7 protein-coding genes are annotated in these 12,677 nt (G+C 74.8%); 6 read left to right on the top strand and 1 reads right to left on the bottom strand.

Annotated features, from left to right (window positions below; all coding sequences use genetic code 11):
- Window positions 1–12: 12 nt before the first annotated feature.
- The 6 genes from LCE31_RS00810 to LCE31_RS00785 all read left to right on the top strand — a co-directional run bounded on the left by LCE31_RS00810 (window position 13) and on the right by LCE31_RS00785 (window position 8,559).
- Complete coding sequence (locus LCE31_RS00810; RefSeq protein ID WP_225011906.1) at window positions 13–1,326, top strand: MFS transporter; 1,314 nt, start codon at window positions 13–15, stop codon at window positions 1,324–1,326.
- 101 nt (window positions 1,327–1,427) lie between these two features.
- The gene (locus LCE31_RS00805; RefSeq protein ID WP_225011904.1) at window positions 1,428–3,023 is read left to right on the top strand and encodes an ABC transporter substrate-binding protein; all 1,596 of its coding nucleotides are present in this window, start codon (window positions 1,428–1,430) and stop codon (window positions 3,021–3,023) included.
- Between the two features lie 76 nt (window positions 3,024–3,099).
- Window positions 3,100–4,164: an ABC transporter permease gene (locus LCE31_RS00800; protein WP_225011902.1), complete on the top strand. Its 1,065-nt coding sequence runs from the start codon at window positions 3,100–3,102 to the stop codon at window positions 4,162–4,164.
- Window positions 4,148–5,152: an ABC transporter permease gene (locus tag LCE31_RS00795; protein ID WP_225011900.1), complete on the top strand. Its 1,005-nt coding sequence runs from the start codon at window positions 4,148–4,150 to the stop codon at window positions 5,150–5,152. The genes LCE31_RS00800 and LCE31_RS00795 overlap by 17 nt, the downstream gene beginning before the upstream one ends.
- The gene (locus LCE31_RS00790) at window positions 5,149–6,816 is read left to right on the top strand and encodes an ABC transporter ATP-binding protein (protein ID WP_225011899.1); all 1,668 of its coding nucleotides are present in this window, start codon (window positions 5,149–5,151) and stop codon (window positions 6,814–6,816) included. Before LCE31_RS00795 ends, LCE31_RS00790 begins: the two co-directional genes overlap by 4 nt.
- Window positions 6,817–7,197: 381 nt before the next feature.
- Complete coding sequence (locus tag LCE31_RS00785; protein ID WP_225011898.1) at window positions 7,198–8,559, top strand: salicylate synthase; 1,362 nt, start codon at window positions 7,198–7,200, stop codon at window positions 8,557–8,559.
- Between the two features lie 290 nt (window positions 8,560–8,849).
- On the opposite strand, the gene LCE31_RS00780 is transcribed toward LCE31_RS00785, so the two are convergent.
- Complete coding sequence (locus LCE31_RS00780; protein ID WP_225011896.1) at window positions 8,850–12,410, bottom strand: non-ribosomal peptide synthetase; 3,561 nt, start codon at window positions 12,408–12,410, stop codon at window positions 8,850–8,852.
- Between the last annotated feature and the right edge of the window lie 267 nt (window positions 12,411–12,677).

Here is a 12,677-nt window from a genome sequence, read left to right as displayed (position 1 = left end):
GGGGCTGCGCCGGTGGGAAGGGATGGCATACCGCGTTCCGCGGGTTACCGGACCCGGGGAGGCGGCGGTCCCCTCTCCCGTGAGGCGGTCTTCTCCACCTATCTGCCCGCCTTCGTGCTCTCGCTCGGGGCGGGTATCGCGGTACCCGCCGTGCCGACCCTGGCCAAGTCGTTCCATGTCGGCTTCGGTTCGGCCAGTGGCGTCGTCACGGCATTCGTCCTGGGCAACCTCGCGGGCACCGTACCGTCCGGCTGGCTCATCGACCGGTTCGGACGGCGCGCGGTACTCCTCGGCGGGCCGGTGCTGACCGCGCTGATGGCGTTCGCTGTGGTGTTCACCCACTCCTTCGGAACACTCCTGGTACTGAGGTTCTTCGACGGGGTCGCCGCGCAGATGTGGCTGATGGCGCGCCTCGCGGCGATCTCGCACGGGGCCGCGGCGAACCGGCGCGGACGCGAGGTCAGCTGGCTGTTCGGGATGAACAACTCGGGCAAGCTGGCCGGCCCCCTGGTAGGAGGGTTCCTCGCGAGCGGCGGCGGGGCACGGGCGCCGTTCGTCGCCTACGGCGCGCTGGCGATCGCCGCCCTCGTCCCCGCCTACCTCTTCGCGCAGGACACCCCGCGACGCGAGCGGAGCGAGGTGCGCCGGCCGCGGGGCGGCCGGATCGCGATGCTGCGCCGTATCGTGCTGCCGCGGCTCGTGTACTTCGGCGTCGCCCTGTTCGCGGGCCTCACCCGCGGACCCGTACAGGCCGACCTGCTCCACCTGTACGCGGCGTTCGCCTACCGCCTCGGGCCCGCCGAGATCGGCTATCTCTCGACCGCCGCCGCCGCCATCACCTTGCCCATCGGGTTCCTCAGCGGGTGGCTGATGGACCGTTACGGACGCAAGCGCACCATGGTTCCCGGCTTCACCGGTGTGGCGCTGGCCATGTGCGCGCTGGCGGCCTCCGCCCTGTTCCACCTCTCCCTGTTCTGGTACGTGGTCCTCTTCCTCGTCGGAGTGGCCGCGCAGGCGCTGACCGGCGGCTCCATCCAGACGGTCGGGGCGGACGTGGCCCCGGCGGAGGGACGCGGGATGTTCCTGGGCCTGTGGCGGTTCACCGGGCAGGGCGGACAGACCCTGAGCCCCCTTCTGTTCGCCCTGCTTGCGGCCCAGCTGGGGTACGCCTCGTCCTTCGCGTTCACAGCGGTCTCGGCGGCGGTCGTCGCGTTCCTGCTGATCCGGTACGTGCCGGAGACCGGAACCGGCCGGCCGGGCCGTGGGGCGGCCGACGCGGTGCAGCCGCCGGCGAAGGCCGGCGACGCAGGGGCCGACACGGGCTGACGAGAGCCGCTTCACACCCGGTCGCAGGACCACACCGCGCCGTGTCGCAGGACAGGTGCGCGTCACCACCGTCGCAGTAACCAGCGGAAGGACTTCCCCGCATGAACACCAGACGTTCGAGGCGCGGGCGCGCCACGGCGTGCGCGGCAGCCGCAGCCGCGCTGGCAACCGTCGCCGGCTGCACCTCCGGAGGTTCGGGCGGATCGCCCGAGGCCTCGGACACCTTCGTCTACGGCGACCCGCTCGAATCGAGTTCGTTCAACCCGCTGTTGCAGAGCCAGACCGATTCGGTGACGGAGATGGTCTTCCGCGGTCTGGTCGGCCACGGCGACGACAACCGGATCGTCCCGGCGCTCGCCACGTCCTGGACGATCTCGCCCGACGGCACGCAGTACACGTTCCACCTGCGCGAAGGGGTGCGCTGGCAGGACGGCGAACCCTTCACCGCTGCGGATGTCGCCTACACGCTCGGGGAGGTGCGCGACCCGAAGGTCAACTCCCCCTCCGCCTCCCAGTTCGACGCCGTCGACACGGTGGAGACCCCCGACGACCACACCGTCAGGCTGAAGCTGAGCCATCCGTTCGCCGGCCTGCTGGACGCACTGAGCCTGGGCATCCTGCCCAAGCACCTCCTCGCGGGCCGGGACATCACCCGGGACGCGGCGTTCAACGACAAACCCGTCGGGACCGGCCCGTACCGCATCACCTCGCGCCGCAAGGGCGACTCCGTGACGCTGCGGGCCAGTACGTACTGGTACGGATCTGACAAGCCGCACATCCGCAACATCGTCGTGCGGTTCGTGCCCGACGCCTCACAGCGTCTCGTACAGCTGCGCAACGGTGAGCTGAACGGCGCCTTCCTCGAACCGGAGGAGGTTCCGGCGGCACAGAAGATCTCCGGCCACTCCATCCTGCGGGAGCGCAACGCCGACTTCCGCGCCCTGAGTTACAACCTTCGCATCCCCCTGCTCAAGGACCGGCGGGTCCGTGAGGCGCTGGACGCCGCCATCGACCGCGGCCAACTGGTCACCTCCGTACTGCACGGCTACGGTGCTGCGGGCTACGGCCCGCTCGACCGCAGCCCCTACGCCGACACGTCCCTGCCGAAACACGCGGGCGCCGACCTCCCCAGGGTCGAGGACCTGATGACGGGCGCGGGATGGAAGAAGCAGGACGGGGTGTGGACGAAGGACGGCAGACCCGCCGCGTTCCGGCTGAGCACCTACACGAACGACCAGGTGCGCGCGGACATCGACGACCTGCTCGCCAACCAGTTCAAGAAGGCGGGCTTCCGGGTCACCACCTCGGTCCAGCCCGCCGCGTACGTTTCCTCGCACCGCTCCGAGGAGGAGGTCTTCCAGGGCGGCAACGCGGCACAGTACGACCCGGACACCGCCGTGTTCAGCTCGTTCCACTGCGGCGCGCAGGGGACGGGGAACCACGGAGCCTACTGCGACCAGCAGGTCGACAAGGACCTCGACACGGGCCGCGGCAGTACGGACACCGCCGCCCGGCGTGCGGCCTACGGGGACCTCCAGGCCCGGTTCCGCACCGACCCGCCGGAGTCCTGGCTGGTGTACCTCGACACCGTGTACGCCATGCCGAGCGGTCTCAAGGGCATCCAGCACAAACTGCTCGGGCACCATGGCGCGGGGCTGTTCGAGAACGCGCAGGACTGGCTGCTGAACACCAAGTGACGCCGCGAGAAAGCCGTTCGCCGCGCGGCGCGCGCCCTCGGCACGGGCGCGGAGCGGACCTCCACGGACGGCGTCCGTGATCCGCTTCGCCGCCGTCCGGGTGCTGCAACTGGTCCCGATGCTCCTCGCCCTGTCCTGGATCTCCTTCGCCCTGCTGGAGATCGCCTCGGGCGACGCCGCCGCCGCCCAGCTCACCGCCCGCTCCGTCATCGCCCCCACCACGACCGAGCTCGCCAGGGCGCGCCACAATCTCGGGCTCGACCAGCCGCTTGCCGTGCGGTACCTCCACTGGCTGTGGGACGCGCTCCACGGGAACCTCGGCTTCTCCTACGACACCGGTGAGCCCGTCGCCTCGGTCCTGGGCCAGGCCCTTCCCTGGACGCTGCTGCTCGTCGGCTCCTCCCTGATCCTGACGGCGGCGCTCGCCCTGGTGCTCGGCACCGCCGCCGGAGTCGTACGGACGAATCGGGCGGGCCGGTGGGCGGCACGCGCCGTGCACGCGCTCACTCTGGTGCTCGGTGCCTGTCCCGCCTTCGTGTTCGCCCTGCTGGCGATCGGTGTCTTCGCCCTGCTGCTCGGCTGGCTGCCCGCGGGCGGTGTGAGCACGCCCGGTGTCCCGGCCGGTGCCGGGCAGGTGGCCCTGCATCTGGTGCTCCCCGCGGCCACCCTCGCGGGCTCCCACCACCTCGGGGTGTTCACCCGTCTCGTGGAGACCGGTGTGGTGGAGGCCCGGGACGACCAACACGTGCTGACGGCGAGGGCGTTGGGCCTGCCGCGGCGGACCGTCACGGTCCAGCACATCCTGCGCACGGCGCTGGTCCCGTTCGTGGCGCGGGTGGGCACGTCGTTCGGTTCCCTGGTCGGCGGCTCGTACGCGGCCGAGGTCATCTTCGGCTGGCCCGGCATGGGGCGCGTCACGCTGAACGCCGCGCTGGGCCACGACTACGCGACGCTCACCGGCGTCGTGCTGCTGTCCGGCGCGGTCGTACTGGCCGTCAATCTGCTGGCGGACCTGGTCGTCGCCTGGCTCTCGCCGGCCACCCGCGAGGGGCGGGGGCGTCCCTCGCGCCGCTCGCTGCCCGCACCGGGCGAGGCCGCCGCTCCCCCGACCGAGGAGGTGCCCCATGGCGCGGGAGAGTGACGTGCCGCGTCCCGCCGGCCCCGGCGCGGCGAAAACCCGGCCGCTCGGCACCGCGGCGGACACGGCGCCCGCACCCGTCCGCGCGGAGGGGGCCGAGGGCGGGTCGGACTCCTGCCCCGGGACGGACGCGGTCCGTGCTTCCCTGCGGCGCCGGTGGCACGTGCGGGACATCCCCGTACGCCGGTGGGCGGGCCTCGCGCTGCTCGCCCTCGTCGTGCTGCTCTGCGCGTGCGCGCCGCTGCTCAGCACGTACGACCCGCAGGCCACCGGCGTCGCGGGCGAGTTGCTTCCTCCCGGCACCCCCGGCCATCTCCTGGGTACCGACCAGCTCGGCAGGGACGAACTGGCGCGGCTGCTGTACGGAGGGCGCACCTCGCTGATCGTGGGGCTCGCGGCCGCGAGTGTCGCCACGCTCGTCGGGACGGCCGTCGGCCTCGGCTGGGCCTACCTGGGCAGCGCGTCCGCCCACGCCGTCTCGACGGTGGTCGACGCCCTGCTCTCGCTGCCCCTGCTCGTGGTGGTCCTCGCCTTCCAGGCGGTCGTCCGCCCGGGCGTGACGGGCGTCGTGCTCGCCATCGGGCTGACCAGCTGGATGCGCGTCGCCCGTACGACCAGGGCACAGACCGCATCCTTGCGCATCCGCCCGTATCTCACCGCGGCACGCGGCCTGGGCGCGCGCAGGCGCGACCTGCTCCGCCACCACCTGCTGCCGGGGGTGGCACCGGCGGTACTGGCGGTCAGTGTGTTCGAGGTGGCGAGCGCCGTACTGACGGAATCCACACTGAGCTTCCTCGGACTCGGCGTGCCGCCCTCGCTGCCCACCTGGGGCAATCTGCTGAGCCGCGGTCAGGACAACCTGCTGGGCGGCCAGTGGTGGCTGGTCGCCCTGCCCGCCGCCTGCATCGTCGTCACCGTCCTGGCCGTCAATGTCGTGATCGCTCCCCGGAAGGCCACACGACCCGCCCGAGCGAGAGGCACCGCGCTGTGAGCACCTCCGTCAGCCTGTCCGTGGAAGACCTCACGGTGGTGCTCCCCGACGGTTCGGCCGCGGTCGAGGGACTGTCACTGACCCTGCGGCCCGGGCAGATCCACGCCCTGGTGGGCCCCAGCGGCAGCGGCAAGTCCCTCACGGCCCGCGCGCTGGCCGGCCTGCTGCCACCCGGCGTCCGGGCGCAGGGCCGGGCCCTGGTCACCGGCCCGGACGGGCGGTCCCATCCGCTGATCGGACCGCACGCCGAGCGGGCGGAACGGCTCAGGGGCGCGGCGCTGTCCTATGTGCCGCAGCAGACGGCGACCGCCCTGCACCCTGGCCGTACGCTCGGTGCGCAGGCGCGTGCCGTGCTGCGTGCCCACGGGCGCCGCGAGGGCTGGCCCGAGGCGGCACGCGACGCGGTGCGCTGGGCGGGGCTGGTCCTGGACGGCGGGCGCGACCCGCTGCGCTCGTACGCCCATCAGCTCTCGGGCGGACAGCGGCAGCGGGCCGTCCTCGCCCTCGCGGAACTCTGCCGCCCGTGGGTGAGCATCCCCGACGAGGTCACCACCGGTCTCGACCCGGCGACCAGGACCGCGCTGCTGCGAGCGATCCGCGAGCGCGCGGACACCAGGGCCCGCGCCGTCCTGCTGATCACCCACGACCTCGGCGTCGTCGAACGGTGGGCCGACCACGTCACTGTCCTGTGCGACGGCGAGGCCGTGGAGTCCGGCACGGTCGACCGGGTCGTGCACCACCCGCGGCACCCGTTCACCCGGCGACTCCTCGCGGACCGGCCGGAGTCCACTTCCCCGGGCCCCGCTCACCCGGCCGACACCGCCGGAACGGCTGCGGCCGCCGTCGCCACGCCACCGCCGCGCGCCACGGCGCCGTCGCACGCCCCGGGCCGGGGCCGGCCCCCGCGAAGCCAGGCAGGGACGGCGCGGACACCGGAGCGCGTCCTGACGGCGGAACACCTGCGTGTCGTCCACGCGCCGCGCGGTCGGAGGCACTCCCCCGTGACGGCCCTGGACGACATCAGCCTGACCCTCGTACGTGGCGAAGCCGTCGCCGTCGTCGGCGCGAGCGGATGCGGCAAGTCCACCCTGCTCTCCTGCCTCGCCCAGCACCAGCGGCCCACGACGGGGCTCGTACGCCGGCACCTGCCCGAGTCCGCGGGCCCGGCTCCCGTGCAACTCCTCTTCCAGGACGCGGTCTCGTCGTTCAACCCCCGGTGGACCGTGGGCCAGGTGATCGCGGAAGCACTCCGCTACCGCCCGCACGCGCAAGCGGACGCGGCGGCGCCGATCGTCCGCCTGCTGCACGACGTCGGCCTCGCGCCGCGCACGGCCGGCCTCCGGCCCGCGGAGCTGTCCGGCGGACAGGCACAGCGGGTCGCTCTCGCCCGCGCCCTCGCCGCCGCGCCCGCCGTGCTGCTGTGCGACGAACCCACCACCAATCTCGACGTCACAGCCCAGGCCCAGATCCTGCGGCTCCTCGCGCGGCTGCGCGCCGAGCACCACCTCACCTCGGTGTTCGTCACCCACGACATGGCCCTGGTGCCCCACGTCGCGGACCGGGTCCTCGTCATGGCGGAGGGCCGGGTCGTCGAAGACCTTCCCGCGGCCGCCCTGCGGGACACCCGACACCCCACCACGCGAAGGCTGCTGTCCGGGACCTGACCGACTGCGCGTGAGGTGCCGCCCGCCGGCGTGTCCGCACCGGCCGGGACGGTACCGGGCGGCGGTGAAGAGGCTGCTCGGCGGCGGGTGGGCGGAGGTACCCCCCGCCCCGCGCGAGGAGCCACCCCTTGACCCGCACAAGTAAGGTTAGGCTAATCTAACAACTCGGGGGTTCGCGGGCCTTGCGGATCTCCGGCCGTCCCGGGAGTCCGCCGCGGTGCACACCGGCGGACCGGCCACGCGGGCCGAACGCGCGGGCGTCCTCGTCGGATTCGGCCCGGCCGGGGCCGGGGGCGCCCGGCACGGCCGCGGAGTCCGACCGCACACACGACCGTCACCGTCCCTTCCACGGCTGTGCCAGAACGCGGAGTTGCGAGACTGATGACCACAGATGAAACGATCACCGTGCCGACGCCGGTGCGCCGGACCGTACCCCTTGGCGGCGACCCCGTCGCCCTCGCCGCCGGACTCCTGCGGCACGGGCTCTCCGACACGCAGGTGCTCTACGAGCGCGACGCCGAAGTACGCGTCGGCGTGGGCGTACTGGCCGAGGTGACGCTGACCGGGCGGGCCGCCGTCTCCCGCGGCCCCTGGGGCGAGTCCTCCCTCGACGCGGCGGGCGACCCGCTGGGGGCCTTCGCCCGCCTGCTCGGCGAACTGCCGCTGCCCGGCTGGTCCGGCTACGGCTGGGCCGCCTTCGAACTGGCCCACGCCCTGGCCGGGGACGCCGTACCCGCAGACGCCACCCTGATACGGGCCGTGGTGCCGAGGACCGAGGTGCGGCTGTGCCCCGGGGCAGCCGTGATCACCTCCGACACGACGCGGCAGCTCGACCTCGTCACCTCGCTGCTCACCGGCCCCCAGGCCGAAGCGGACCGCCGCGAGCCGGTCGAGGTGCCCGTCGAGACACGCGACGAGCACTATCTCGCCGCCGTCGCCGACTGTGTGCGCGCCATCAGGGCGGGAGAGCTCCAGAAGGTCGTGCTCTCCCGCGAACTGGCCGTCGACGGCCCGGTCGACTTCGTCGCCAGCTACCTCGTGGGCCGGCGCAACAACACCCCGGCACGGTCCTTCGTGGTCGACACACCCGACTTGCGCGCCTTCGGCTTCAGCCCGGAGACGGTGGCGGAGGTCGACGCCGACGGTACGGTGCGCACCCGCCCGCTCGCCGGCACCCGGGCGCGCACCGGCGACGCCGAGGACGACCTGCGGCTGCGCGGCGACCTGACGACGGACCCCAAGGAGGTGTACGAGCACGCCGTCTCGGTCAAACTCGCGCACGAGGAGCTGACGCGGATCTGCCGGCCCGGCACCGCGACGGTCCCGGAGTTCATGGACGTCAAGGACCGCGGCAGCGTGCAGCACCTCGGCTCCATGGTGACCGGACGGCTGCCGGAGGCGCGGGACTCCGGGGACGCGCAGGAGCGCGCCTGGCGTGCCTTCGGCGCGCTCTTCCCCGCCGTGACCGCATCCGGTGTGCCCAAGCGCGCGGCCTACCCCGTGCTGCGGGACCACGAACGGACGCCGCGCGGCCTGTACTCGGGAGCGGTGTTCTGCCTGGACTCCGAGGGCGCGCTCGACGCCGCCCTCGTGCTGCGCACCGTCTTCGGCGCGGGCGACCGCGTCTGGCTGCGGGCGGGTGCGGGCATCGTGAGCCAGTCGAAGCCGGAGCGCGAGTTCACCGAGACCTGCGAGAAACTCAACAGCGTGGCCCGCTACCTGGTGCGGCCCGCCACCCGCTGACCCGGTCCCTCCGGGACAGGCCGGGCACGGGGCGGCGCCCCGGCACCGGCGCGTACGGAGAGGCGGCGCGCACACTCCCAGTGGATCTGCCCTCGGGGGGGGCCCGGCCGGGGGGGGGGCCCCCCCCCGGCGGGGCCGGGGGGGGGCGCGCCCCCCCCCCGGCCCCGGCGGGGGGGCCCGGGGGGGGGGCGGCGGGGGGGGCGCCCCCCCCCCCCCCCCCGGGGCGGGGGGCGCCCCGGCCCGGACGCCTCCCGCGGCGGGCGCCGCGGGAGCGTTCGGGAGCGGACCGCTCAGCCCGACGCGAGCTCGCGGGCCAGATCCTCGGGGGACATCGAGGCGACCGCCAGGGTGAGTTCGGCGATCTCCTCCCAGCCGGGGTCGGCCGCGAGCAGCGCGCGTGCCATGGCGGCCACCGTGTGCGAGCCCAGGACGTCCTGCACCCGCACCGCGTCCGTCTGCGTCAGATCACGCAGCCTGGCCACGATCCGGGTGGCGAGCACCGAGTCCCCGCCGCCGGAGATGAAGTCGTCCTCGGGCCCCAGGTCCGGCGCCCGCAGGATCTCCTGCCACACCGTCAGCAGCAGTGCCTCCAACGCCCCGCTCGGCGCCGCGGGTCCGGCGGCCTCCCCGGCGGTCCACAGCGCGTCGGCGATCGCCGCCCGGTCCGGCTTGCCGTTGCGGTTCAGCGGCAGCGCGTCCCGTACGACGACCCGGTCGGGCACCATGTAGCCGGGCAGCCGGCTCCCGGCGTCCTCGCGCAGCGCCGCCTCGTCCGTGCCGGGGTCCGCCTCGACCATCGCACGCAGCGAACCGCCGTTCCGCTTCGAGCAGCAGGCCACCGCGCGCTTCACGCCCGGCTGGGCGGCGAGCGCCGCTTCCACCTCGCCCAGCTCGATCCGGTAGCCGCGCAGCTTGACCTGCTGGTCGGCGCGGCCGAGGAACTCCAGCACCCCGCCGGGCAGATAGCGCGCGAGGTCACCGGTCCGGTACCAGCGCAGCCCGTCGTGCTCCACGAACCGGTCGGCGGTGCGCGCGGGGTCGCCGCGGTAGCCGCGGGCGAGGCCCGCTCCGCCGATCCACAGCTCGCCCGCCGCCCACTCGGGCCTGTCACGCCCCTGCTCGTCGACGACCCGGCAGGCGACGCCGCCGAGCGGTGTCCCGTAGGGGACGGCGCGCCAGGAGGCGGGCAGCGCGTCCGGGTCCTCGACCTCGTACACCGTCGAGTGGATGGCCGTCTCCGTCGTACCGCCGAGCGCCACGAAGCGGCAGCCGGGCACCCGCGCGGCGAGCCGGCCCGGCAGGTCGGTCCCCACCCAGTCGCCGCCGAGCAGCACCAGCCCGAGCGTGTCCCCGAGCCCGCCGTCCGCCGCGTCCCCTGCCGCCACCAGCAGCATGTCCAGCAGGACGGGCACGCAGTTCAGCACCGTGACCGCGTGCTCCCGCACCAGCTTTGCCCAGGCGCGCGCGTCGCCGCGCTCCTCCTCGCACACGACGACGACCGCGCCGCCCGCGGTCAGCGCGGCGAACACGTCGAACACGGACAGGTCGAACTCCATCGCCGAGACGCCGAGGGTGCGGTCCCGCGGGCCGAGGCCGTACCGCCCGATCAGGTCCGTGACCGTGTTCATCGCGGCCTCGTGGCCGACCTCCACGCCCTTGGGCTCGCCGGTCGAGCCCGAGGTGAACAGCACATAGGCGGGCGCGAGCGCCTCGGCGGGCACGCCGTCGCCCAGGTGCGGGGCGGGCAGCGGCCCGTCGTGGCCGAGCGCGTCGGCCGGGCGCAGCACCACGACCCCCTCGCCCGCCGCCGAGGCCCGGTCGGTGACGGCGACCCGGCAGCCCGCGAGGGTCAGCACACGGCGCAACCTGGCCTCCGGCTGGTCCACGCCGATCGGCAGGTACGTGCAGCCGGCGGCGAGCACGCCGAGTACCGCGGCGACCTGCTCCGGCCCCTTGGGCAGGCTCACCGCGACGGTGTCGCCCGGCACCGTGCCTGCGGCGCGCAGCGCACCCGCCACGCGCAGCGCGCGGTCCGCGAGTTCCGCGTAGCTCCAGGTACCGGACTCGCCCCACAGCAGCGCGGGCGCCTCGGGCGTGCGCGCGGCAGCCGCGAAGAACCCGGAGTGCAGCAGCGCGCCCGGTTCCTGACGCGCCGCCGCGGTGGGTGCCGCCGTGCCGGCCGCCCCGCTGACCGCGGCGGTGTTGGCCTGCTCGCGCACCCGGCGCTGCTTCTCGGGCAGCAGGGCGCCGACGGCCGACGTCCAGGCCTCGGCGTCGTCCGTGAGCCGGTCGAGCAGCCCGAGGAAGGCGGCGAACATCGCGTCGGCGACGCCCGGCAGCAGCAGGTCCTCGCGTACGTCCCAGTTGACGAGCACTTCGCCCGCCACCTCGGTGACCTGGGCGTCGAGGACCACCTGCGGCCCCTGCGAGATCATCCACACCGGTTCGCCGAAGGCGTCGGTCACCTCGGGCGCGAACAGGTCGCCGAGCCCCAGGGCGCTGGTGAAGACGACGGGCGCGACGACCGGCGAGCCCGTCGCGCGGCCCAGTTCGCGCAGCAGGTGCACCCCGGAGAAGGCGGCGTGCCGCGCCCGCTCGTGCAGCTGGGCCTGGAGCCCCAGGGCGCGCTCGGCGAACGGCTCGGGCCGCGACACGTCGGCGCTCAGCAGCACGGAGGAGGTGAAGTCGCCGACCAGCCCCGGCACCGCCGGGTCGAGCGGCTGCCGGTCGAACAGCGGCACGTTGAGCAGGAACCGCGGGTTCGCGCTCCACGCGCCGATCACCTCGGCGTACGCGGTGGCGAACGCCACGGCGAGGGTGACGCCGTGCGCGCGGGCGCGGGCGGCGAGCCCGTCCCGCTGCCCGGCGGTCAGCCGGTGGGCGCGGCGGCCGATGCGCTCGGGGCGGCGCGCGCGGGGGTCCGTCGGCAGTTCGGGCGCGTCGGGCAGCGAGTCGAGCCGCTCCCGCCACCAGCGCGCGTCGCGCTCGACCTCCTCGGCCCCGGACTCGTCGCGTTCCGCGAGGTAGCGCCGGTAGTCGTAGGCGGGCGCCGGGGGCAGCGCCTCGCCGGTCGTGTAGGCGCGGGCCAGCTCGGCGAGCAGCAGCCGGTAGCTGCGCGCGTCGGCGGCCACCATGTCCACGTCCACGGCCACCCGGGTGCGCCCGCCGGGGAGGCGGACGAGCCCGATCCCGAAGACCTGGCCCTCCTCGATCGCGAGCGTCTGGTGCGAACGCTCCTGCCGCAGCCGTTCGAGCACGCGGTCCGCCTCGACCGGGTCCTCCGCGCGCAGGTCGGTCACGTCCACCGGCGGGAACGGGCGCTCGGGCAGCACCCGCTGCCGGCCCTCCCCGCCGACCTGGACGCGGAGCATCGGATGGCGCCGCGTCAGCTCTCCGACGGCGCGGGCCAGCCGCTCGGGGTCGACCCCGGCACCGTCGAACTCGGTGTAGAGGTGGGCCGCGACGCCACCGAGCCGCTGGCCCGGCTCCCGGCCGATCCAGTAGGCGTGCTGGAGCGGGGCGAGCGGGAACGAGCCGTCCCCGTCGCCGGGTTCTGCCGCGGACCCCGCGGGCACGGGGTCCGCCGCTGCGGCGGCCTGCGCCGGGCCGGGGTTCTCGGTGTCCGCCGCGAGCAGCAGGGTGCGCCAGTGCGCCAGGGTCGGCCGGACGGCCAGGTCGCCGAAGGAGACGTCGATGCCCTCCCGGCGCCAGCGCGCGGCGAGCCGCATGAGGCCGATCGAGTCGAGCCCCCACTCGATGAGGTTGTCGGACGCCTCGGGAGTCTCGTCCCCCTCGGTCAGCTGGGCGCGCACCTCGCCGATCAGGGCGTCGACGGTGCTGGCATCAGTCATGGAGCGTGTTCCGATCACTTGTCGCGGATGAGGTGTCTGCGCCGTCCTCCCCGGCGGCGCCCGGCGGCGCGAAGCGGCGGCGCAGACGGTCGAGCTGGCCGCCGGAGAGCGCGACCAGGTGCGGGCGCCGCCCGGCCGGCGGGGGGGGCCGGGGGGGCCCCGCCCCCGGGGGGGGGGGGCCCGGGCGAGGCGGGCGGCCCCCCCCGGCAGCATCTGGTGGTCCAGTTGGCCGCGAACAAAACCGTAGGCCCCAACATCGCCACCGTT

The sequence above is a fragment of the Streptomyces sp. 8L genome (genome assembly GCF_020176795.1).
Lineage (GTDB): Bacteria > Actinomycetota > Actinomycetes > Streptomycetales > Streptomycetaceae > Streptomyces.
The sequence above is the reverse complement of the archived record's forward strand: the minus strand, read 5'-3'. Positions and strand labels throughout refer to the sequence as shown.

Bases quoted from the DNA above. Each gene is read 5' to 3' on its own strand.
- LCE31_RS00805 (WP_225011904.1), top strand. From the start codon at position 1,428: ATGAACACCAGACGTTCGAGGCGCGGGCGCGCCACGGCGTGCGCGGCA.
- LCE31_RS00795 (WP_225011900.1), top strand. From the start codon at position 4,148: ATGGCGCGGGAGAGTGACGTGCCGCGTCCCGCCGGCCCCGGCGCGGCG.
- LCE31_RS00785 (WP_225011898.1), top strand. From the start codon at position 7,198: ATGACCACAGATGAAACGATCACCGTGCCGACGCCGGTGCGCCGGACC.
- LCE31_RS00780 (WP_225011896.1), bottom strand. From the start codon at position 12,410: ATGACTGATGCCAGCACCGTCGACGCCCTGATCGGCGAGGTGCGCGCC.